General features: G+C 64.2%; 19 protein-coding genes. 16 read left to right on the top strand and 3 right to left on the bottom strand.

The window, feature by feature from the left end; genetic code table 11:
* Positions 1-148 precede the first annotated feature (148 nt).
* The 10 genes from zapE (at position 149) to ABIB78_RS27375 (ending at position 12,796) form a co-directional block, all read left to right on the top strand.
* The gene (zapE, locus tag ABIB78_RS27420; protein WP_429029944.1) at positions 149-1,336 is read left to right on the top strand and encodes a cell division protein ZapE; all 1,188 of its coding nucleotides are present in this window, start codon (positions 149-151) and stop codon (positions 1,334-1,336) included.
* Between the two features lie 222 nt (positions 1,337-1,558).
* Complete coding sequence (mdh, locus tag ABIB78_RS27415; protein WP_166213281.1) at positions 1,559-2,527, top strand: malate dehydrogenase; 969 nt, start codon at positions 1,559-1,561, stop codon at positions 2,525-2,527.
* A 160-nt stretch (positions 2,528-2,687) separates the two neighbouring features.
* Positions 2,688-3,884 (top strand): ADP-forming succinate--CoA ligase subunit beta, encoded by a 1,197-nt coding sequence (gene sucC / locus ABIB78_RS27410; RefSeq protein ID WP_429029940.1) that lies wholly within the window; start codon positions 2,688-2,690, stop codon positions 3,882-3,884.
* Between the two features lie 2 nt (positions 3,885-3,886).
* Positions 3,887-4,363, top strand: a complete 477-nt coding sequence (locus ABIB78_RS27405; RefSeq protein WP_429029938.1) for a DUF1579 family protein — start codon at positions 3,887-3,889, stop codon at positions 4,361-4,363.
* A 33-nt stretch (positions 4,364-4,396) separates the two neighbouring features.
* A complete protein-coding gene (sucD, locus tag ABIB78_RS27400) occupies positions 4,397-5,278 on the top strand; it encodes a succinate--CoA ligase subunit alpha (protein WP_429029936.1) in 882 nt (293 codons plus the stop codon).
* 255 nt (positions 5,279-5,533) lie between these two features.
* Entirely contained in the window at positions 5,534-8,494 is a 2,961-nt protein-coding gene (locus tag ABIB78_RS27395) for a 2-oxoglutarate dehydrogenase E1 component (RefSeq protein WP_429029934.1), read from the top strand.
* Between the two features lie 167 nt (positions 8,495-8,661).
* Positions 8,662-9,909: a 2-oxoglutarate dehydrogenase complex dihydrolipoyllysine-residue succinyltransferase gene (gene odhB / locus ABIB78_RS27390; RefSeq protein ID WP_429029933.1), complete on the top strand. Its 1,248-nt coding sequence runs from the start codon at positions 8,662-8,664 to the stop codon at positions 9,907-9,909.
* Positions 9,910-9,980: 71 nt separating this feature from the next.
* On the top strand, positions 9,981-10,730 hold the full coding sequence (locus ABIB78_RS27385) for an SDR family oxidoreductase (RefSeq protein WP_429029931.1): 750 nt from the start codon (positions 9,981-9,983) through the stop codon (positions 10,728-10,730).
* 88 nt (positions 10,731-10,818) lie between these two features.
* Positions 10,819-12,219 (top strand): dihydrolipoyl dehydrogenase, encoded by a 1,401-nt coding sequence (gene lpdA, locus ABIB78_RS27380; RefSeq protein WP_429029929.1) that lies wholly within the window; start codon positions 10,819-10,821, stop codon positions 12,217-12,219.
* A 37-nt stretch (positions 12,220-12,256) separates the two neighbouring features.
* A complete protein-coding gene (locus ABIB78_RS27375; protein WP_429029926.1) occupies positions 12,257-12,796 on the top strand; it encodes a hypothetical protein in 540 nt (179 codons plus the stop codon).
* A gap of 40 nt (positions 12,797-12,836) precedes the next feature.
* Here ABIB78_RS27375 and ABIB78_RS27370 read toward each other — a convergent pair whose 3' ends face one another.
* Both ABIB78_RS27370 and ABIB78_RS27365 read right to left on the bottom strand, forming a co-directional pair.
* On the bottom strand, positions 12,837-13,418 hold the full coding sequence (locus ABIB78_RS27370) for a DUF4337 domain-containing protein (RefSeq protein WP_429029925.1): 582 nt from the start codon (positions 13,416-13,418) through the stop codon (positions 12,837-12,839).
* Positions 13,419-13,584: 166 nt separating this feature from the next.
* Entirely contained in the window at positions 13,585-14,556 is a 972-nt protein-coding gene (locus tag ABIB78_RS27365) for a tyrosine recombinase XerC (RefSeq protein WP_429030068.1), read from the bottom strand.
* Between the two features lie 144 nt (positions 14,557-14,700).
* Between ABIB78_RS27365 and ABIB78_RS27360 the strand changes: the two genes are divergently transcribed.
* Positions 14,701-16,911, top strand: coding sequence for a primosomal protein N' (locus ABIB78_RS27360; protein WP_429029922.1), 2,211 nt, complete (start codon positions 14,701-14,703; stop codon positions 16,909-16,911).
* Between the two features lie 105 nt (positions 16,912-17,016).
* On the opposite strand, the gene ABIB78_RS27355 is transcribed toward ABIB78_RS27360, so the two are convergent.
* Positions 17,017-17,508 carry a septal ring lytic transglycosylase RlpA family protein gene (locus ABIB78_RS27355; protein ID WP_429029919.1) on the bottom strand — a complete coding sequence of 164 codons (492 nt, stop codon included), beginning with the start codon at positions 17,506-17,508 and terminating at the stop codon, positions 17,017-17,019.
* Between the two features lie 629 nt (positions 17,509-18,137).
* Between ABIB78_RS27355 and ABIB78_RS27350 the strand changes: the two genes are divergently transcribed.
* The 5 genes from ABIB78_RS27350 to ABIB78_RS27330 all read left to right on the top strand — a co-directional run bounded on the left by ABIB78_RS27350 (position 18,138) and on the right by ABIB78_RS27330 (position 23,190).
* Complete coding sequence (locus ABIB78_RS27350; RefSeq protein ID WP_429029917.1) at positions 18,138-18,698, top strand: F0F1 ATP synthase subunit delta; 561 nt, start codon at positions 18,138-18,140, stop codon at positions 18,696-18,698.
* Positions 18,698-20,227, top strand: a complete 1,530-nt coding sequence (gene atpA / locus ABIB78_RS27345; protein WP_429029915.1) for a F0F1 ATP synthase subunit alpha — start codon at positions 18,698-18,700, stop codon at positions 20,225-20,227. Before ABIB78_RS27350 ends, atpA begins: the two co-directional genes overlap by 1 nt.
* Before the next feature lie 91 nt (positions 20,228-20,318).
* A complete protein-coding gene (locus tag ABIB78_RS27340; protein ID WP_429029914.1) occupies positions 20,319-21,197 on the top strand; it encodes a F0F1 ATP synthase subunit gamma in 879 nt (292 codons plus the stop codon).
* Between the two features lie 25 nt (positions 21,198-21,222).
* Positions 21,223-22,665, top strand: a complete 1,443-nt coding sequence (gene atpD, locus ABIB78_RS27335) for a F0F1 ATP synthase subunit beta (protein WP_429029912.1) — start codon at positions 21,223-21,225, stop codon at positions 22,663-22,665.
* A 117-nt stretch (positions 22,666-22,782) separates the two neighbouring features.
* A complete protein-coding gene (locus ABIB78_RS27330; RefSeq protein ID WP_429029910.1) occupies positions 22,783-23,190 on the top strand; it encodes a F0F1 ATP synthase subunit epsilon in 408 nt (135 codons plus the stop codon).
* Positions 23,191-23,203 lie beyond the last annotated feature (13 nt).

The following is a 23,203-nucleotide window of genomic DNA, read 5'->3' as shown; positions in this document are numbered from 1 at the left end:
GCGTTTCATCGCGTCTCCCGGCGCCCGGCATGGCTCGTGCGGTCGGCCGTGGTATGCAAGGGCTTGCGCTTGCACACCCACTTGCATACCCCACTGGCACAATTCACGGCTTGCAATTTTCCGCGCACTAGGGCCGTAAGGTGGGCCCATGCTGTCCACCTCGCCGAGTTCCTTTCTCGAACACTACAACGCCCTGGTCGCCTCCGGCGCGATCGAGGCTGATCCTGCGCAGGCCCGCGCTGCCGACGCATTCGGCGCGCTGGAGGAGCGGCTCGCGAGCTACAAGCCGCAGCGCAAGCAGAGCCTGCTTGGACGGCTGTTCGGCGGCGACAAGGACGACAAGCCGCCGCGCGGGCTCTACGTCCATGGTGAGGTCGGTCGCGGCAAGACCATGCTGATGGACCTGTTCTTCCAGCAGAGCCCGGTCGAGCACAAGCGCCGCGCGCACTTCCACGAATTCATGGCCGAGGCGCATGAGCGGATCTATGGCTACCGCCAGCAGATCGCGCGCGGCGAGATCGTGGACGGCGACGTGATCGCGCTCACCGCGCAGGCGATCTTCGACGAGGCCTGGCTGCTCTGCTTCGACGAATTCCACGTCACCGACATCGCGGACGCGATGATCCTCGGGCGGCTGTTCGCAAAGCTGTTCGATCTCGGCACCGTCGTGGTCGCGACCTCGAACGTCGCGCCGGATGATCTCTACAAGGGCGGCCTCAATCGCGCGCTGTTCCTGCCGTTCATCGCACAGATCTCCGACCATATGGACGTGCTGCGGCTCGATGCACGCACCGACTTCCGGCTGGAGAAACTCGTCGGCGTAAAGATGTGGCTGGTGCCCGCGGATGACGCGGCCGATGCCGCGCTCAACGCGGCCTGGCGCAAGATGACCGGCAACGCGCCTTGCAAGGCGCGCCTCATTCCGATCAAGGGACGCATCCTGAACGTGCCGTGCTCGGCGCACGGCGTCGCGCGCTTCAGCTTCATGGACATCTGCGAGAAGCCGCTTGCCGCGTCCGACTACCTCAGGCTCGCGCACGACTACCACACCATCCTGATCGACCACATTCCGGTGATGGATTACGCCGAGCGCAACGCCGCCAAGCGCTTCATCTCGCTGATCGACACGCTCTATGACAATGCCGTGAAGCTGATGGCCTCGGCCGAGGCCGATCCGGTGTCGCTGTACCTTGCGACCGACGGCATCGAGGCGATGGAGTTCAAGCGCACGTCCTCGCGCCTGATCGAGATGAGCTCGGAATCCTACCTGGCGCTGCCGCATGGCCGGAAGGACTCGTCGGCGAGCGGCGCGTCGACCGGCCTGGTCGAGACCTGAAATTCGGCCTCGAAACTCGGTCTTGAAATTCGGTCTTGCGCGCGGTCCGGATCGGAGCAACTTTTCGTGTCTCCGGGGTGGATGTCGCTGGCATGCCTGATCGAATTGGAGGCAGGGCCCGCGATCGGGCAGACCGCGACTTGAATGGATCATTCGAAAGGGATAACCACCCTTGCAATCGACTTCCCTCCCTCCTGCACCAGTTCAAAGGACTGATTTCCCATGGCACGCGACAAGATTGCTCTGATTGGCTCCGGACAGATCGGCGGAACGCTGGCGCACCTCGTTGGCCTCAAGGAACTCGGAGACGTCGTGCTGTTCGATATCGCCGAGGGCGTGCCGCAGGGCAAGGCGCTCGACATCGCGCAGTCGTCGCCGGTCGACGGCTTCGACTCCAATCTGGTCGGCGCCAACTCCTATGAAGCGCTCGACGGCGCCAAGGTCTGCATCGTCACCGCGGGCGTGCCGCGCAAGCCCGGCATGAGCCGCGACGATCTCCTCTCCATCAACCTCAAGGTCATGGAGCAGGTCGGCGCCGGCATCAAGAAGTACGCGCCCGACGCCTTCGTCATCTGCATCACCAACCCGCTGGACGCGATGGTCTGGGCGCTGCAGAAGGCCTCCGGCCTGCCGCACAAGAAGGTGGTCGGCATGGCTGGCGTGCTCGACTCGGCGCGCTTCCGCTATTTCCTGGCCGACGAATTCAACGTTTCGGTCGAAGACGTCACCGCCTTCGTGCTCGGCGGCCACGGCGATACCATGGTGCCGCTGACCCGCTACTCGACCGTTGCCGGCATTCCGCTGCCCGACCTCGTCAAGATGGGGTGGACCTCGCAGGCGCGCATCGATGAGATCGTCGATCGCACCCGCAATGGCGGCGCCGAGATCGTCAATCTCCTCAAGACCGGCTCCGCCTTCTACGCGCCGGCGGCTTCGGCGATCCAGATGGCCGAGAGCTATCTGAAGGACAAGAAGCGCGTGCTGCCCTGCGCCGCCTATCTCAACGGCGAGTACGGCGTGAAGGACATGTATGTCGGCGTGCCCACCGTGATCGGCTCCAAAGGGGTCGAGCGCATCGTCGAGATCGAGCTCGCCGGCAAGGACCGTGAGGCCTTCGACAAGTCGGTTGCCTCAGTGCAGGGCCTGGTCGACGCCTGCAAGAAGATCGCGCCCGATCTGCTCGGCAAGTAATCTCAATCGGCAATGGCCCGATAGGCGATCTCAATCGCCTGTCGGGTGCAAGATGATGAAATTCGAGCGGATTTAGTAGTTGCGCGGACTCTGGTATATGGTATGCCAACGTCAAGGCTGACGTGAAGTTCGCCGCACGAGGGTTTGGGAGCGTCTTTCCATGAATATCCACGAATACCAGGCCAAGGCTCTGCTGCACGAATTCGGCGTGCCGATCTCGCGCGGCGTTCCGATACTGAAATCGGAAGAGGCCGACGCGGCAGCGAAGCAACTGCCCGGCCCGATCTGGGTGGTGAAGAGCCAGATCCATGCCGGCGGCCGCGGCAAGGGCAAGTTCAAGGAGGCATCTGCCGGCGACAAGGGCGGTGTCCGCATCGCCAAGTCGGTCGCCGAGGTCGACGAATTCGCCAAGCAGATGCTCGGCGCGACGCTGGTCACGGTGCAGACCGGCCCGCACGGCAAGCAGGTCAACCGCCTCTACATCGAGGAAGGCTCCGACATCGACAAGGAGTTCTACCTCTCGATCCTGGTCAATCGCGAGACCTCCGAAATTTCCTTCGTGGTATCGACCGAAGGCGGCGTCAACATCGAGGACGTCGCGCATTCGACGCCGGAAAAGATCGTCTCGTTTTCGGTCGATCCCGCCACCGGCATCATGCCTCACCACGGTCGCACCGTCGCCGAGGCGCTGAAGCTAAAGGGCGATCTCGCCAAACAGGCCGAGAAGCTGACCAGTCAGCTCTACGCCGCGTTCGTCGCCAAGGACATGGCGATGCTCGAGATCAATCCGCTGGTCGTCACCAAGCAGGGCCAGCTCCGCGTGCTCGACGCCAAGGTGTCATTCGACAGCAACGCGCTTTATCGCCACCTGGATATCGTGGCGCTGCGCGACGAGACCGAAGAGGATGCCAAGGAGATCGAGGCCTCGAAGTTCGACCTCAACTACGTCGCGCTCGACGGCACGATCGGCTGCATGGTCAATGGTGCCGGCCTGGCCATGGCGACGATGGACATCATCAAGCTCTACGGCATGGAGCCGGCGAACTTCCTCGACGTCGGCGGCGGCGCCAGCAAGGAGAAGGTCGCGGCGGCCTTCAAGATCATCACCGCCGATCCGAACGTGAAGGGCATCCTGGTCAACATCTTCGGCGGCATCATGAAGTGCGACGTGATCGCCGAGGGCGTCGTTGCGGCCGTGAAGGAAGTCGGCCTCAAGGTGCCGCTGGTGGTACGTCTGGAAGGCACCAATGTCGAGCAGGGCAAGAAGATCATCCGCGACAGCGGTCTCAACGTTCTGCCCGCCGACAATCTCGATGACGCCGCACAGAAGATCGTGAAAGCCGTCAAGGAAGGCTGACGATGGCCGATCATCTCGACGCCCCGACACCACTGGAAGAGCACCGCAAGCTCGCGGTCTTCGCCGGCGAGTGGAACGGCGAAGAGATGGTCCATCCCTCGCGCTGGACCGCGGGCGGCCCGGCCTCCTCGCATGTCGTTGCGCGCATCGCGCTCAACGGCTTCTACCTGATCCAGGACAGCGTGCAGACCCGTGACGGCAAGGAGAGCTTTGCCACCCACGGCGTCTTCACCTACGACCGCGACGATCGGGCCTACAAATTATTCTGGCACGATTCGCTCGGCTACTATCCGCCGTCGCCGGCCTCCGGCGGCTGGGCGGCCAAGTCGCTGATCCTGGTGCGCGGCTCGCTGCGCGGCAATGCCCGTCACGTCTACGAGGTCGTCGACGACGACACCTACAACTTGAAGATCCAATTCTCGCCTGACGCGGAAGGATGGGCCGACGTGCTCACCGGCGTCTACCGGCGTGTTCACTGAAACCCTTCACCGCTCGTCTCGCGAAAGCAACCCATGTCAATTTTGATCGACAAGAACACCAAGGTCATCTGCCAGGGCTTCACCGGCAAGAACGGTACATTCCATTCGGAAGCGGCGATCGCTTACGGCACCAAGATGGTCGGCGGCGTGGCGCCGGGCAAAGGCGGCTCGACCCACCTCAGCCTGCCGGTGTTCGATACCGTCGCCGAAGCGCGTGAGAAGACCGGCGCCGACGCCAGCGTGGTCTATGTCCCGCCGCCGGGGGCGGCGGACGCGATCTGCGAGGCGATCGATGCGGAGATCCCGCTGATCGTCTGCATCACCGAGGGCATCCCGGTGCTCGACATGGTGCGCGTGAAGCGCTCGCTGTCCGGCTCGAAGTCGCGGCTGATCGGGCCGAACTGCCCGGGCGTGATGACCGCCGGCGAGTGCAAGATCGGCATCATGCCGGCCAACATCTTCAAGCCCGGCTCGGTCGGCATCGTCTCGCGCTCCGGCACCCTGACCTATGAGGCGGTGTTCCAGACCACCCAGGAGGGCCTGGGCCAAACCACCGCGGTCGGCATCGGCGGCGACCCGGTCAAGGGCACCGAGTTCATCGACGTGCTGGAGATGTTCCTGGCCGACGAGAGGACCAAGTCGATCGTCATGATCGGCGAGATCGGCGGCTCCGCCGAGGAAGACGCCGCCCAGTTCCTCAAGGACGAGGCCAAGCGCGGCCGCAAGAAGCCGATGGTCGGCTTTATTGCCGGTGTCACCGCACCTCCCGGCCGCCGCATGGGCCATGCCGGCGCGATCATCTCCGGCGGCAAGGGCGATGCCGGCTCCAAGACCGCGGCGATGGAGGCGGCCGGTATCAAGGTGTCGCCGTCGCCGGCGCGGCTCGGGCACACCCTCGCCGAGATGCTGAAGTAGCCGCCGCCGGCGAAGTTCCTTCGAGGTTTGGCGTGGTTTGGGGCGGGTTCTCCTTGGGGAACCCGCCTTTTTATTACGTTTTGCCGTCAGAATGCTGATCAATAAAATATGAAAATAGGTTCATTTCTTAGTTCTTTTAGGCAGGAATATCTGTCCTAGATAGGGTAAAGGGTATCAATCCAGCCGGCGCACTTCCAGACCGGCACCAGCGCCGTCTTCTACGCGCGAACCGAAAAAAATCACCAGGACTGCCCCATGTCTCGCCAAGACGCGAACGCCGCTTTTGCACTCTCATCATTCCTGCAGGGCACCAACGCCGCCTACATCGACGACCTCTACGCCCGCTATGAGCAGGACCCGTCCTCCGTCGACGCCGAATGGCAGGATTTCTTCAAGAGCCTGAAGGACGCCCCGGCGGACGTGCAGAAGAACGCCGAGGGCGCCTCGTGGGGCCGGGTCAACTGGCCGGTGACGCCACGTGACGAACTGACCTCGGCGCTCGACGGCAACTGGGCCCAGGTCGAGAAGGCGGTCGGTACCAAGCTTGCGGCCAAGGCGCAGGCCAAGGGCGCCGAGCTTTCCGACGCCGACGTACATCAGGCCACCCGCGATTCGGTTCGCGCGCTGATGCTGATCCGCGCCTATCGCATGCGCGGCCATTTTCACGCCAAGCTCGATCCGCTCGGCATCGAGGCGCCGCGTGATCGCGAGGAACTCGATCCGCGCTCCTACGGCTTCACCGAGGCCGACTTCGACCGCAAGATCTTCCTCGACCATGTGCTCGGCCTCGAATACGGCACGCTGCGCGAGATCGTGCAGATCTGCGAACGCACCTATTGCCAGACGCTCGGCGTCGAATTCATGCACATCTCCAATGCCGCGCAGAAGGCGTGGATCCAGGAGCGCATCGAAGGTCCGGACAAGGAGATCAGCTTCACGCCCGAGGGACGCCGCGCGATCCTCAACAAGCTGATCGAGGCGGACGGATTTGAAAAGTTCTGCGACACCAAGTTCACCGGCACCAAGCGCTTCGGCCTCGACGGTGCTGAATCGCTGATCCCGGCGCTCGAGCAGATCATCAAGCGCGGCGGCAATCTCGGCGTGAAGGAGATCGTGGTCGGCATGCCGCATCGCGGCCGCCTCAATGTGCTGACCCAGGTGATGGGCAAGCCGCACCGCGCGCTGTTCCATGAATTCAAGGGTGGTTCGGCCAACCCGGACTCGGTCGAAGGCTCCGGCGACGTCAAGTATCACCTCGGTGCCTCCTCGGACCGCGAGTTCGACGGCAACAACATCCATCTGTCGCTGACCGCAAATCCGTCGCATCTCGAGATCGTCGATCCGGTCGTGATGGGCAAGGTGCGCGCCAAGCAGGATCAGCACGGCGATCCGCCGGACATGCGCATCTCGGTGCTGCCGCTCCTGATGCACGGCGACGCGGCGTTCGCGGGCCAGGGCGTGGTGGCGGAATGCTTCAGCCTGTCCGACCTGAAGGGCTACCGCACCGGCGGCTCGCTGCACTTCATCGTCAACAACCAGATCGGCTTCACCACCTATCCGCGCTATTCGCGCTCGTCGCCCTATCCGTCTGACGTGGCGAAGATGATCGATGCGCCGATCTTCCATGTGAATGGCGACGATCCGGAGGCCGTGGTGTTCGCGGCCAAGGTCGCGATCGAGTTCCGGCAGAAATTCCACAAGCCGGTCGTCATCGACATGTTCTGCTACCGGCGCCACGGCCACAACGAGGGCGACGAGCCGGCGTTCACCCAGCCGGTGATGTACAAGAAGATCGCCTCTCACCCGTCGACGCTGGAGATCTACGCCAAGCGGCTGGTTGCCGACGGCGTGTTGACCGAGGGCGAGGTCGAGAAGGCCAAGGCCGATTGGCGCGCGCGGCTCGATGCCGAGCTCGAAGCCGGCTCGGGCTACAAGCCGAACAAGGCCGACTGGCTCGACGGCAAATGGGCCGGGTTCAAGTCGGCCGATCAGGAAGAAGATGCGCGCCGTGGCATCACCGGTGTCGATGTCGCAGTGCTCAAGGACATCGGCCGCAAGATCACCAAGGTGCCCGATGGCTTCCGGGTTCACCGTACCATCCAGCGGTTCCTGGACAATCGCGCCAAGGCGATCGACACCGGCGTCGGCATCGACTGGGCGACCGGCGAGGCGCTGGCGTTCTGCACGCTGCTGCAGGAAGGCCATCATGTCCGCCTGTCCGGCCAGGATTCCGAACGCGGCACCTTCTCGCAGCGCCACTCGGTCCTGATCGATCAGGAGGATGAGAGCCGTTACACGCCGTTCAACCATCTCGGCGGCGCCGATACCGGCCACTATGAGGTCATCAACTCGCTGCTGTCGGAAGAGGCGGTGCTCGGCTTCGAGTACGGCTATTCGCTCGCCGAGCCGAATGCGCTGGCGCTTTGGGAAGCGCAGTTCGGCGACTTCGCCAACGGTGCGCAGGTGGTGTTCGACCAGTTCATCTCCTCGGGCGAACGCAAGTGGCTCCGCATGTCGGGCCTCGTCTGCCTGCTGCCGCATGGCTACGAAGGGCAGGGACCGGAGCACTCCTCCGCGCGCCTCGAGCGTTTCCTGCAGATGTGCGCCGAAGACAACATGCAGGTGGTCAATCCGACCACGCCGGCGAACTATTTCCACGTGCTGCGGCGCCAGCTGCATCGTGAGATCCGCAAGCCGCTGATCCTGATGACGCCGAAGTCGCTGCTCCGCCACAAGCGCGCCGTGTCGCGGCTCGACGAACTCGGCCAGAACGCCACCTTCCACCGCATCCTGTACGACGACGCGCAGATGCTGCCGGACGAGAAGATCAAGCTGGTGCCTGACGCCAAGATCCGCCGCGTCGTGCTGTGCTCCGGCAAGGTCTATTACGACCTCTACGAGGAGCGCGAGAAGCGCGGCATCAACGACATCTATCTGCTGCGCATCGAGCAGCTCTATCCGGTGCCGTTGAAGGCGCTGGTGCAGGAGCTCGGCCGCTTCAAGGGTGCCGAGGTGGTCTGGTGCCAGGAGGAGCCGCGCAATATGGGCTCCTGGCACTTCATCGAGCCGTATCTGGAGTGGGTGCTGAACCAGATCCACGCAGCCAACAAGCGTCCGCGCTATGCCGGCCGTCCGGCCTCGGCGGCGACCGCCACTGGCTTGATGTCGAAACATCTGGCGCAGCTCAAGGCGCTGCTCGACGACGCACTGAACTAACGACCTTCACTGAAGCCATGCCCCGCGAAAGCGGGGCATCCGGTATCCCGCGTCACCCAGCAGAATGGTTGTCGTCACGGAGTACCGGGTCGTTCGCTTTGGCGGACGGTGGCAGGGCAAGTTACGACCGCAAATTATGCGACCGCAAGGTTATCGAGGAAAAGACCATGACTGAAATTCGCGTTCCAACGCTCGGCGAATCCGTGACCGAGGCGACGATTGGCCGCTGGTTCAAGCAGGCCGGTGAGGCCGTCGCGGTGGACGAGCCGTTGGTGGAGCTGGAGACCGACAAGGTCACCATCGAGGTGCCCGCGCCGGTCGCCGGCACGCTTGGTGAGATCATCGCCAGGGACGGCGAGACCGTCGCCGTCGGCGCGCTGCTCGGCCAGATCAATGACGGCGCTGCCCCGGCCAAGTCCGCTGCCGCGGCAGCTCCCGCCAAGACCGCCGCGCCTGCGGCAGCTGCGGCCCCCGCACCGGCTCCTGCCGCTGCGCCGAAGGCGCCGCCGGTGGATGCGCCGCTGGCACCCTCGGTCCGCAAGCTGTCCGCCGAAAGCGGCATCGATGCCTCCACCGTCCCGGGCTCGGGCAAGGATGGCCGTGTGACCAAGGGCGATATGCTGGCCGCGATCGAGAAGGCCGCCTCGGCGCCGACCCCGGTCAACCAGCCGGCCGCCGCCGTGCAGGTCCGCGCGCCGTCCCCGGCGGACGACGCCGCGCGCGAGGAGCGCGTGAAGATGACCCGGCTGCGCCAGACCATCGCGCGCCGCCTCAAGGACGTGCAGAACACCGCCGCGATGCTGACGACCTTCAACGAGGTCGACATGACCGAGGTGATGAAGCTGCGTGCGCTCTACAAGGACACGTTCGAGAAGAAGCACGGCTCGAAGCTCGGTTTCATGGGCTTCTTCACCAAAGCGGTGGTGCAGGGATTGAAGGACATTCCGGCCGTCAACGCCGAGATCGACGGCTCTGACCTGATCTACAAGAACTACTATCACATCGGCGTTGCGGTCGGCACCGACCGCGGTCTCGTTGTGCCCGTGGTACGCGACTGCGACCACAAGTCGATCGCCGAGATCGAGAAGGGAATCGCCGATTACGGCCGCCGCGCCCGCGATGGTCAGCTCAAGATCGACGAGATGCAGGGCGGCACCTTCACCATCACCAATGGCGGCATCTACGGCTCGCTGATGTCGACGCCGATCCTCAATGCGCCGCAGTCCGGCATCCTCGGCATGCACAAGATCCAGGAGCGGCCGATGGTGGTCGGCGGCAAGATCGAGGTGCGGCCGATGATGTATCTGGCGCTGTCCTACGATCACCGCGTCATCGACGGCAAGGAAGCGGTCACCTTCCTGGTGCGCGTCAAGGAGAGCCTGGAAGACCCGGCCCGCCTGGTGCTGGATCTGTAAAGACATTCGCGCGTGGCGCCCGATCGGCTCGGGCGTCACGATCTGTTGGGTGCTCACCTTTGGGGATCAATGTGACGGATAAGGTCGTTGTCATCACCGGCGGCAGCCGCGGCATCGGCCGCGCTACCGCGCTTGCCGCTGCTGCGCGCGGCTACCACATCGTGGTTGGGTATGCGTCCAACCAGGCAGCAGCGGACGAGGTCGTCGCCGCGATCGAGGCCAGGAACAGCAAGGCGATCGCGGTGAGATGCGATGTCGGCAGCGAGCAGGACATCCTGGCGCTGTTCAAGACTGCCGATAGCTTCGGCACGCTCGGCGCGCTGGTCAACAATGCCGGCATTGTCGGCAAGAGTGGCGTACGTGTCGACGAGATGTCGGCCGAGCGCATCCAGCAGATGATGGCGGTCAACGTCACCGGCAGCATCTTGTGCGCGCGCGAGGCGGTAAAGCGCATGTCGACAAAGCACGGCGGCAAGGGTGGCGTGATCGTCAACCTCTCCTCGGTCGCGGCGCGGCTCGGCGCACCCAACACCTATGTCGACTATGCCGCCTCCAAGGGCGCGATCGATTCCTTCACGGTCGGCCTCGGCTACGAAGTCGCTGGCGAAGGCATCCGTGTCGCCGGCATTCGTCCCGGCCTGATCGATACCGACATCCATGCCGCGGGCGGCGAGCCTGATCGCGCGCATCGACTCGCCCACATGGTGCCGATGAAGCGTGTCGGCACGGCCGATGAAATCGCCAACGCCATCGTCTGGCTGATCTCGGACGAGGCTTCCTACGTCACCAGCGCGATCCTCGACGTGTCGGGCGGTCGCTAGCACACCATCAAAAAGCAGGACGCGGCGGTCTCCGGACAAGATCGCGCCCGCCTAACTGTCACAGAGTTTAGCTACAGGACCTTCCATCATGGCATCTTACGATCTCGTCGTTATCGGCACCGGCCCCGGCGGATATGTCTGCGCGATCCGCGCGGCGCAACTCGGCATGAAGGTTGCCGTCGTCGAGAAGGACGCGACGCTGGGCGGCACCTGCCTCAACGTCGGCTGCATGCCGTCGAAGGCGCTGCTGCACGCCTCCGAGATGTTCGAGGAAGCCGCGCACTCCTTCGCCAAGATGGGCGTCAGCGTCCCGGCGCCGAAGCTCGATCTGCCCGCGATGATGAACTTCAAGCAACAGGGCATCGACGGCAACGTCAAGGGCGTCGAGTTCCTGATGAAGAAGAACAAGATCGACGTGCTCAAGGGCACCGGCAAGATCCTCGGTGCCGGAAAGGTCGAGGTCTCCGGCAACGGCAAGGCTGAAACCGTCGAGACCAGGAACATCGTGATCGCCACCGGCTCCGATATCGCGCGGCTCAAGGGCATCGACATCGACGAGAAGCGCATCGTGTCGTCGACCGGCGCGCTGTCGCTCGAAAAGGTGCCGGAAAAATTACTGATCGTCGGCGCCGGCGTGATCGGGCTCGAGCTCGGCTCGGTGTGGCGCCGCCTCGGCGCGGAGGTCATGGTCGTGGAATTCCTCGACCGTATCCTGCCCGGCATGGATGGCGAAGTGGCAAAGCAATTCCAGCGCATGCTGGAGAAGCAGGGGTTCGTCTTCAAGCTGAGCACCAAGGTTACTTCGGTTGACACGTCGGGCAAGACGCTGCTGGCCAAGGTCGAACCGGCCGCCGGCGGTGCTGCGGAAACCATCGAAGCCGACGTGGTGCTCGTGTGCATCGGCCGCGTGCCCTACACCGAGGGCCTCGGGCTGAAGGAAGCCGGCGTTGCGCTCGACAATCGCGGCCGCGTCGAGATCGACGCGCACTTTTCGACCAATGTGAAGGGCATCTACGCGATCGGCGACGTCGTGGCCGGGCCGATGCTTGCGCACAAGGCGGAAGACGAAGGCGTTGCCTGCGCGGAGATCATCGCGGGTCAGGCCGGCCATGTGAACTACGACGTCATTCCAGGTGTTGTGTATACCACGCCGGAAGTGTCGTCGGTCGGCAAGACCGAGGAAGACCTCAAGCAGGCAGGTGTCGCGTATACCGTCGGCAAATTCCCGTTCACCGCAAACGGCCGCTCCAAGGTCAACCAGACCACCGACGGTTTCGTGAAGGTTCTCGCAGATGCGAGGACCGATCGGGTGCTCGGCGTGCATATTGTCGGCCGCGAAGCCGGTGAAATGATCCACGAAGCCTGCGTTCTGATGGAATTCGGCGGTTCGGCGGAGGATCTGGCGCGCACCTGCCACGCCCATCCGACCCGCTCCGAGGCGATCAAGGAAGCCGCGCTTGCGGTGGGCAAGCGCGCCATCCATATGTGATCGAACGTTCGGCGCGAGCCGGGTAGAGATCATAGCGATGTTGCGCCGCCTGTTTCAGCCGTTCTGGGTTCTGCTTGCGATCATCTTCCTGATCGAGGCCTGGCTATGGGACCACCTCGAGCCGATCGTGGCCCGGGTGGTCGCGTGGATCCCGCTGCGCGCGCTCAAGCAGTGGCTTGCCGACCGGGTCGATTCGCTGTCGCCGGCGATGACGCTGATCGTCTTCGTCGTGCCGCTCATCCCGCTGTTTCCGCTCAAGCTGGTCGGACTCTGGCTGTTGGCGAACCAATACTGGTTCAGTGCGGTCTCGCTGATCCTGTTCGCCAAGATCGTCGGCGTCGGTGTCACCGCCTTCCTGTTCGACGTGACACGGTCAAAGCTGCTTGAGATGCCCTGGTTCGAGGCGCTCTATAATTTCGTCATGGGGTTGCGGGCCAAGGCCACCGCGCTGGTCGAACCGGTCAAGCGGCGCATCCTCGAGGTGATCAGTGGCGACGGCGAGGGCTGGACCGCGCGCACGCTGCGTCTGATCGCGCGCTTCCGCAAAAGCGTGCATCAGACCAGCAAGGTTCTTTGATCAAGGCTCACTGCTCCGTCACAAAGCGGAGCCTTGCACCTCAATGCAGATGCAGCAGATGCGGCTGGAACAGGCCGAGCAATGTCATCACGACGCCGGCGAGCGTCACCAGGCCTGACACCCAGGCCAGCGCAATGATCCCCGTGATGATCGTCGCAGACGCCAGCACGATGGCGATCTGGAAGGCGGCGGAGGCAAGCTCGAAGTGATGATACTTCGCGGTGGCCTCGTCGCGCTCATGCTCGGCGTGCTTGGCGCGTTCGGAGAGCTGCTCTGAACCCTCGCCGGTCTCCGGCTCCGAGCGGTAGCGTGCCGCGGTCTTCTGCCAGTCGTCGATCTGCTTCTGCAGCGCGGCCTTTGCCGCCTCGTCGGTGGTGGTTGCGAGGTTCAGCTTGCCCTGTTCGGCGGCGGTCTGCACTGCGGTGCGGCGGATGCTCTTGGCCTGGAAGAAAGCCCAGAGGTTGGACGCCTCGACATTCTTGCTGATCGATTCGGTCTGGGCGCCCTTGCCGAGCGTTTCCGACAGCGCCAGGCAGAGTGCGATCACGGCGATCAGGAGCGCGATCTTCCTGTTCTCGCCCGACGCATGCTCGGCGTGCTCCATACTTTCATGTGCGCTCATGATTCCCCTCCGGATGAGACCGCGCCACGATTGCCGAATGCGGCGCCCAAGGCAAGGGCCGCGCGGTTTGTGGCAGCCGTATGAATGAAGATGAACGGCGCAAGATGAACGGCGCGTCGCTGCGGGGCTTGAGTCCGCGCCTCATTTTGAGCTTGGACCCGGGCGCTCAGCCGCGCGGGTGCGCGAAGCGATAGACTTCGAGCAGGCGTTCGCTGTCGATGCCGGTGTAGATCTGCGTGGTCGACAGCGATGCGTGGCCGAGCAATTCCTGGATCGCGCGCAGGTCGCCGCCGCGGCTCAGCAGATGCGTGGCGAAGGAGTGCCGCAACGCATGGGGCGTTGCGCTGTCGGGCAGGCCCAGCGCGCCGCGCAGCCGCTCCATGGTGAGCTGGATGATGCGTGGGCTGAGGGGGCCGCCGCGCGCGCCCACGAACATCGCCCCGGTCGGACTGAGCTGATGCGGGCAGATCGCCGCATAGTCCGCGATCAGTTGCAGCACGTTCTGCAGCACCGGCACCATGCGGGTCTTGTTGCCCTTGCCGGTCACAACAAGCACGTCGCCTTCGCCCGGCTTCGGCACGTCGCGGCGCTTCAGCCCCAGCGCCTCGGAGATGCGCAGGCCCGAACCATAGAGCAGCGCCATGACGGCCGCGTCGCGCACCAGGATCCAGGTCTCGCGGGTCTCGTCGGCGCGCTCGTCGGCGTCGGCCAAGCGCTTCGCCGCTTCCATATGGATCGGCTTCGGCAGGCTCTTCGCCACCTTGGGTGCGCGAATCGCCGAGAGAGCGCCGACCTTGCCCTTGCCTTCGCGTTCCAGAAAGCGTCCGAACGAACGCAGGCCGGCCAGCGCCCGCATCAGCGATCGCCCGCCGATTTCGTCCGCGCGGCGCATCGCCATAAAGGCGCGGACATCGCTCGCCTCGAGCGCGGAAAATGCCGCAAGCGTGACGCGCGCGCCCCAGTGCTCGGCCAGAAAGGCCAGGCATTGGCGTACATCACGCGTGTAGGCCTCGAGCGTCTTCGGCGACAGCCGTCGTTCCGCGCGCAGATGCGACAGCCAGCGCGTCATCTCCTGCGTGACCGATGCGTCGGCGCAGTCGAGTTCGAGCGGTGGGATGGGCTGATCGGTCCGGACCATGTCTTGAGCGGCCATGTCTTGAGCGGCCATGTCCTGGGGGCTATTGGCGCTGCGATTCTCCTGATTATATCGCACTGCCTTCGTTTACCGTTCGCTAAGAGAGCGAAGCGGTGCTAGCCCGTTTCGGTTCAAAGTTCTGATCCAATGGACCATACCACGCGCCCCGGCCCAGCCTCCGCATCGACGACACGAATCGTCGACGTGCTGGTGCCTGTCGCGCTGAACCAGACCTATTCCTACCGCGTGCCGCGCGGCATGGAGCTTGCGCCCGGCGATGTGATCTGCGTTCCGCTCGGGCCGCGCGAGGTCGTCGCCGTGGTGTGGGCCGAGAATGCCAAGCCCGATCCGCGGCTGCACAACCGGCTCAAGGACGTCAGCGAGAAGCTCGATGTTGCGCCGCTCAGAGCGGAGCTGCGCCAGCTCGTCGACTGGGTTTCCAATTACACCCTGTCGGCGCGCGGCATGGTGCTGCGGATGACGCTGCGAATGGGCGAGAATCTCGGCCCCGAGCGGATGCGTCTCGGCGTCCGCCTGATCGGCGAGCCGCCGCGGCGCCTGACACCGGCGCGCCGGCGCGTGATCGAGGTGCTGTCGGACCGGCTGCTGCACGGCAAATCCGACGCGGCGCGGGAGGCCGGCGTCAGTTCCGGCGTGATCGACGGCCTGGTCGACGAGGGCACGCTGACGGTCGAGGCAATGCCGCCGCCGGCTGCGCCACCCGTTCCGGATCCCTCTTTCGCGCAGCCGGATTTTTCGCGCGAGCAGCGCGATGCGGTCGATGTGATGCGGACGCTGGCGGCGAGCGGCAGCTTTCACGTCGCACTGCTCGACGGCGTCACCGGTTCCGGCAAGACCGAAGTCTATTTCGAGGCGATCGCCGAGAATATCCGCCGCGGCAAGCAGACGTTGATCCTGATGCCGGAAATCGCATTGACCGGCCAGTTCCTCGACCGTTTCGCGCAGCGCTTTGGCGTGCGGCCGCTGGAGTGGCATTCGGAGCTGACGCCGCGCACGCGGGCGCGAAACTGGGCCGCGATCTCGGAGGGCAAGGCGCCGGTCGTGGTCGGCGCCCGCTCGGCGCTGTTCTTGCCCTATGCCGATCTCGGCCTCATCATCGTCGATGAGGAGCACGACCAGGCCTACAAGCAGGATGAGGGCGCGCATTACCACGCGCGCGACATGGCGGTGGTCCGCGCCCATATTGCAAAGATCCCGATCGTGCTGGCGTCGGCCACGCCGTCGGTCGAGAGCGAGGTCAATGCGCGCAAGGGACGCTACCAGCGCGTCGCGCTGCCGTCGCGGTTCGGCGGCCAGCACATGCCGCATATCGAGGCGATCGACATGCGCCGCGCCCCGCCGCCGCGCGGGCGTTTCATCTCGCCGGTGCTGGCCGAGCAGATTCGCCATGCGATCGAGCGCCGCGAGCAGGCGCTGCTGTTCCTCAACCGCCGCGGCTACGCGCCGCTGACGCTGTGCCGCGCCTGCGGCCACCGCTTTGCCTGCACGATCTGCGACGCATGGCTGGTCGACCATCGTTTTCGCCAGCGGCTGGTCTGTCATCACTGCGGCTTCTCGATGCCGCGCCCGAACATCTGCCCGCATTGCGCAGCCGAGGAATCGCTGGTCGCGGTCGGCCCCGGCGTCGAGCGCCTGCAGGAGGAGGCCGCGAGCATTTTTCCCGAGGCCCGCACCATGGTGCTGTCGAGCGATCTCATCACCTCGATCGAGACCATGCGTAGCGAGCTGAACGAGATCGCCGAGGGCCGCGTCGACATCATTATCGGCACGCAGCTGGTGGCTAAGGGACACAATTTCCCGCGGCTCAATCTGGTCGGCGTCATCGACGCCGATCTCGGCTTGAGCAACGGCGATCCGCGCGCCGCCGAGCGAACGTTCCAGCTGCTGAACCAGGTGGTCGGCCGCGCCGGCCGCGACCAGGGCCGCGGCGTCGGCTATCTGCAGACGCACCAGCCGGAGCATCCGGTCATCAAGGCCTTGATCGCAAGCGACCGCGAGGCGTTCTACGGCAGCGAGATCGAGATTCGCGAACGCACCGGCTATCCGCCGTTCGGCCGGCTGGCGAGCCTGATCGTCTCCGCCGGCGACCGCCCGACGGCGGAAGGGTTTGCCCGCAAGCTCGCCGCGGTGGCGCCGCTCGATGAGCGCATCCAGGTGCTCGGCCCCGCCGAGGCGCCGCTTGCCGTCATCAAGGGCCGTTATCGCTTCCGTCTGCTGGTGAAGTCGCTGCGCAATGTCGACCTCTCGCAATATCTGCGCGAATGGCTGGCCGCGGGTCCCAAGACCCAGGGCAATCTGAAGCTCGAGGTCGACGTCGATCCCCAGAGCTTCTTGTAGGCGGGCCTAGAAAGAAAAAGCCTGCCATCATTTGCGACGGCAGGCCATTTCGGCGCGCGAGGCAGGCCTCGCGGCCACTACGCAACGCAACGCTTACTGAACGCGTTAGGAGACGACCTCGGCAGTGACGCGGCCGACGCCGGCCCCAGTCAGGCCGATGGCTCGGGCTGCGCCGGTGGAGAGGTCGAGCACGCGGCCGCGGATGAACGGGCCACGATCGTTGATGGTGACGACGACGCTGCGGCCGCCATGGGTGACGCGGAGCCTGGTGCCGAACGGCAGCGAGCGGTGGGCCGCGGTCATGGCGTTCTGGTTGAAGCGCTGGCCGGAAGCGGTGCGGCTGCCCGATTCATTGCCGTAGAAGGAGGCCATCCCCGAGAACGCGTGGCCGCCGGACGGTTGGATCGATGCGTTGGCGTCGCGCCATGACGAGCCTTCGGCGCGGGCTTGATGATGGTGGTGGCGATGATGGTGATGCCTGGACTTCGCGGACGCCTCCGTCACGCTGCCCCCGACCAGGATAGTTGCGGCGACAAACGCAAGCGCCGTACGCGACCGGGTTACATTGCCCAGCGTCGCCTTCTTGATATTCAGCATTGATTAAGACCCTCAGACAGTATTGCCACAAGCGCGGCAAGTGGAACCCCCGTCCCTTCGTTGACCAAGGCCGTTTGGTTTCGCAATGCGGCACGAATTGGGCAGTAAATCCCGATTGTCTCGGCCTGAAATATCTTGTTACCGCTTTAGGGTATTCAATCGAGGTCCCATAATCTTGCTCGTTAACTAATTTTTAACGAAAATTATATTTGTGAATACTGATTAAGCCATTAGCGGTAAGTTTTCGGTAAGTAATCGTCAAATGAAGCGACGGCCGCTTCGGGTTCCTTGCGGGACCGGACGTGGGCCCATGCAAATTTTGATGGAACAAATCCGTGGTGGCACGAATCTGCACCGGCGCGCCGAATTTCCGAGCGCTGAATTTGATTGATTCGGTGGTCGGCTGCGGCCGTCAAAAAGCGCGTGCGACAAGGCGGCTCTCACGATGCCGTCATGTTGCACCTGCGCGATTGCTATGTTAGCAAAGCCGCGATTTTAACGGTCCCGGCACGTCCTGTGCCGGTCGAAAATCGAGGTCCCGCTTGAATTCCAAGGGCTTGGATCGCTAGGCGCTGCTTCGGCGGCGACGGTTTTTCCCTTGCGAATTTGACAGCAAAAAGAGCGAGCTCGTGGCTGCTGAAGATCCGTCCGTTTCGGGAGTGTCCGGTCGTTACGCAACGGCCCTGTTCGAGTTGGCGCGCGACGAGCAATCCGTCGATCAAGTCAGGGCCGACCTCGACAAATTCGAAGCCATGCTCAACGAGAGCGCCGATCTCAAGCGCCTCGTTCGCAGCCCGGTGTTTTCCGCGGACGCCCAGTTGAAGGCGCTGACCGTGGTGCTCGACAAGGCCGGTATCACCGGCACCTCGGCAAAATTCCTGAAAGTGCTCACCGCCAATCGCCGGCTGTTCGCCATTGCCGATGTGATCCGTGCCTACCGCGCGCTGGTGGCGAAGTTCAAGGGCGAGGCGACTGCGGAAGTCACCGTCGCCGAGCAGCTCAATGACAAGAATCTCGACGCGCTGAAGACCGCACTGAAATCAGTGACCGGCAAGGACGTCGCGCTCAACGTGAAGGTCGATCCCTCCATTATTGGTGGCCTGGTGGTCAAGCTCGGCAGCCGCATGGTGGATAGTTCGCTTCGCACCAAACTCAATTCGATCAAGAACGCGATGAAAGAGGCAGGCTGATGGACATCCGCGCCGCAGAAATTTCTGCGATCCTCAAGGACCAGATCAAGAATTTCGGCCAGGAAGCCGAAGTCACCGAAGTTGGCCAGGTGCTGTCGGTCGGTGACGGTATTGCCCGCGTCTACGGCCTCGACAATGTTCAGGCCGGTGAAATGGTCGAGTTCGAGAACGGCACCCGCGGCATGGCGCTCAACCTCGAAACCGACAACGTCGGTATCGTGATCTTCGGTGCCGACCGCGAAATCAAGGAAGGCCAGACCGTCAAGCGTACTCGCGCCATCGTGGACGCGCCGATCGGCAAGGGCCTGCTCGGCCGCGTCGTCGACGCGCTCGGCAACCCGATCGACGGCAAGGGTCCGATCCAGGCGACCGAACGCAAGCGCGTCGACGTCAAGGCGCCCGGCATCATTCCGCGCAAGTCGGTGAACGAGCCGATGGCCACCGGCCTGAAGGCGATCGATGCGCTGATTCCGATCGGCCGCGGCCAGCGCGAGCTGATCATTGGCGACCGTCAGACCGGCAAGACCGCGATCGCGCTCGACACCATTCTGAACCAGAAGCCGCTCAACTCCCAGCCGGACGAGAACCTCAAGCTGTATTGCGTCTATGTCGCGATCGGCCAGAAGCGCTCCACTGTCGCGCAGTTCGTCAAGGTGCTCGAAGAGCAGGGCGCACTGGAATACTCGATCATCGTCGCGGCGACCGCGTCCGATCCGGCGCCGATGCAGTACATCGCGCCGTTCACCGCCTGCACGATGGGCGAGTACTTCCGCGACAACGGCATGCATGCCGTGATCATTTATGACGATCTGTCCAAGCAGGCCGTCGCCTATCGCCAGATGTCGCTGCTGCTGCGCCGCCCGCCGGGTCGCGAGGCCTATCCGGGCGACGTGTTCTACCTGCATTCCCGCCTGCTCGAGCGCGCCGCCAAGCTCAACAAGGAGCATGGTTTGGGCTCGCTGACTGCGCTGCCAGTCATCGAAACCCAGGCCAACGACGTGTCGGCCTACATTCCGACCAACGTGATTTCGATCACCGACGGCCAGATCTTTCTGGAAACCGACCTGTTCTTCCAGGGCATCCGCCCTGCCGTGAACGTCGGTCTGTCGGTGTCGCGCGTCGGTTCGTCGGCGCAGACCAAGGCCACCAAGAAGGTCGCCGGCAAGATCAAGGGCGAGCTCGCGCAGTACCGCGAAATGGCGGCGTTCGCGCAGTTCGGCTCCGACCTCGACGCCTCGACCCAGCGCCTGCTCAACCGCGGCTCGCGCTTGACCGAGCTCCTGAAGCAGCCGCAGTTCTCGCCGCTGAAGATGGAAGAGCAGGTCTGCGTGATCTGGGCCGGCACCAACGGCTATCTCGATCCGCTGCCGCTGAACAAGGTGAAGGCTTTCGAGGACGGCTTGTTGTCGCTGCTGCGCGGCAAGAACACCGAGATCCTCAACGCGATTCGCGACAGCCGCGATCTTTCCGACGACACCGCCGCCAAGCTCAAGACGGTGGTCGAAGGCTTCGCCAAGACGTTTGCATAACGAATGGGGCGTCGCCCGGCTCGCCGCCGGGCGTGACGAACAGAGGCTTGCGATCTGACCGTTGTGGTCGGATCGCCGGGGTGAACGAAGAATGGCGTCACTAAAAGACATGCGGGTCCGCATCGCCTCGACCAAGGCGACGCAGAAGATCACCAAGGCCATGCAGATGGTCGCAGCCTCGAAGCTGCGCCGCGCACAGAACGCCGCCGAAGCGGCGCGGCCCTATGCCACCAAGATGGACGCGGTGATTTCCAACATCGCCGCCGCGGCCAACGGCTCGCCCGGCGCGCCGGCGCTGCTCGCGGGCACCGGCAACGACCAGGTGCACCTGCTGCTGGTCTGCACCGGCGAGCGCGGCCTGTCGGGTGCATTCAACTCGGCCATCGTGCGTCTGGCGCGCGACCGGGCCCAGTCGCTGATTGCGCAGGGCAAGGAAGTCAAATTCTTCTGCGTCGGCCGCAAGGGCTACGAGCAGCTGCGGCGGACCTTCGAGAGCCGGATCGTCGAGCACCTCGACCTGCGTTCGGTGCGCCAGCTCGGCTTCGTCAATGCCGAGGATATCGCCAAGAAGGTGCTGGCCCGGTTCGACGCCGGCGAATTCGATGTCTGCACGCTGTTCTATTCTCGCTTCCAGTCGGTGATTGCGCAGATTCCGACCGCGCAGCAGATCATCCCGCTGGAGGTCGCCGCGCCCGCGGCCAATGCCGGTCCCAGCACTTCCTATGAATACGAGCCGGAAGAGGACGAGATCCTCGGCAGCCTGCTGCCGCGCAACCTTGCAGTGCAGGTCTTCCGCGCGCTGCTCGAGAACAACGCCTCGTTCTACGGCGCGCAGATGAGCGCGATGGACAGCGCCACGCGCAACGCCGGTGAAATGATCCGCAAGCAAACCCTGATTTACAACCGGACCCGCCAGGCCCAGATCACGAAGGAGCTGATTGAAATCATCTCCGGCGCTGAGGCGGTCTAAGGCAGATTTCGAAGGAGAACAGTCCATGGCTACAGCAGCCAACCAGATCGGTCGCGTTACCCAGGTCACAGGCGCCGTGGTCGACGTGCAGTTCGAAGGCCACCTTCCGGCGATTCTGAATGCGCTCGAGACCAAGAATGGCGGCAACCGCCTGGTGCTCGAAGTTGCGCAGCATCTCGGTGAATCGACCGTCCGCACCATCGCGATGGATATCACCGAAGGTCTGGTGCGCGGCCAGGAGGTGACCGACACCGGCGAGCCGATCCGGGTGCCGGTCGGCGAAGGCACGCTCGGCCGCATCATCAACGTCATCGGCGAGCCGATCGACGAAGCCGGCCCGATCAAGTCTGAAGGCCTGCGCGCCATCCATCAGGAAGCGCCGAGCTACACCGACCAGTCGACCGAAGCCGAAATCCTCGTCACCGGCATCAAGGTCGTCGATCTTCTTGCTCCGTACGCCAAGGGCGGCAAGATCGGCCTGTTCGGCGGCGCCGGCGTCGGCAAGACGGTGCTGATTCAGGAGCTGATCAACAACGTCGCGAAGGCGCACGGTGGTTACTCCGTGTTCGCCGGCGTCGGCGAGCGGACCCGCGAAGGCAACGACCTCTATCACGAGTTCATCGAATCGAAGGTCAACGCCGATCCGCACAATCCGGATCCGAGCGTGAAGTCGAAGTGTGCGCTGGTGTTCGGCCAGATGAACGAGCCGCCGGGCGCCCGCGCCCGCGTCGGCCTCACCGGTCTGACGGTCGCCGAGCACTTCCGCGACCAGGGCCAGGACGTGCTGTTCTTCGTCGACAACATCTTCCGCTTCACCCAGGCGGGCTCGGAAGTGTCGGCGCTGCTCGGCCGCATTCCTTCGGCGGTGGGTTATCAGCCGACGCTCGCGACCGACATGGGCGCACTGCAGGAGCGCATCACCACCACCCAGAAGGGCTCGATCACTTCGGTGCAGGCGATCTACGTGCCGGCCGACGATTTGACCGACCCGGCGCCCGCCACCTCGTTCGCGCACTTGGACGCCACCACGGTGCTGTCGCGCGCGATCTCGGAAAAGGGCATCTATCCGGCGGTGGACCCGCTCGACTCGACCTCGCGCATGCTGTCGGCGCTCGTCGTCGGCGAGGAGCACTACAACACCGCGCGCATGGTCCAGCAGATTCTGCAGCGCTACAAGTCGCTGCAGGACATCATCGCCATTCTCGGCATGGACGAGCTGTCGGAAGAGGACAAGCTGACGGTGGCACGCGCCCGCAAGGTCGAGCGTTTCCTGTCGCAGCCCTTCCACGTGGCTGAAGTGTTCACGGGTTCGCCGGGCAAGTTCGTCGACCTCGCCGACACCATCAAGGGCTTCCGCGACCTCTGCCAGGGCAAGTACGACCACCTGCCGGAAGCGGCGTTCTACATGGTCGGTACCATCGACGAAGCCGTCGAGAAGGGCAAGAAGCTCGCCGCCGAAGCGGCCTAAGCTTTGGGATGTCGTCATCGCCGGACTTGATCCGGCGATCCATCGCACGAGAAGTTATTTTGACTGATGGACCCGCGGGTCGCGCCCGCGGGTGACAGCGCAAAGAACGGAAAGACCATGGCCACCTTCCACTTCGATCTCGTCTCTCCCGAAAAGCTCGCCTTCTCCGGCGAGGTCGATCAGGTTGACGTCCCCGGTGTGGAGGGTGATTTCGGTGTGCTCGCCGGACACGCTCCCGTCGTCGCCACGGTTCGTCCGGGTATCCTGACGATCACGGCCGCAGGCAAGCGCGAGAAGGTGATCGTGCTCGGCGGCCTTGCCGAGGTGTCGGACAAGGGCCTCACCGTGCTCGCCGACGTCGCGACCGCGATTGCGGAGCTCGACCGGGCGAAGTTCGCCGAGACGATCAACGAGATGCAGGAGAAGCTCTCCGAGAAGGAAGGCTCCGAGCTCGACCATGCGATCGAGCGGCTCGATCACTTCAAGAGCATCCAGCACGAACTCAACGCGACTGCTATGCACTAGGGCGCGGTTGCTG

Origin of the sequence: Bradyrhizobium sp. I1.14.4 (genome assembly GCF_050435825.1) — a bacterium.
Classification (GTDB): domain Bacteria; phylum Pseudomonadota; class Alphaproteobacteria; order Rhizobiales; family Xanthobacteraceae; genus Bradyrhizobium.
This window is presented reverse-complemented; position numbering and strand designations above follow the sequence as displayed.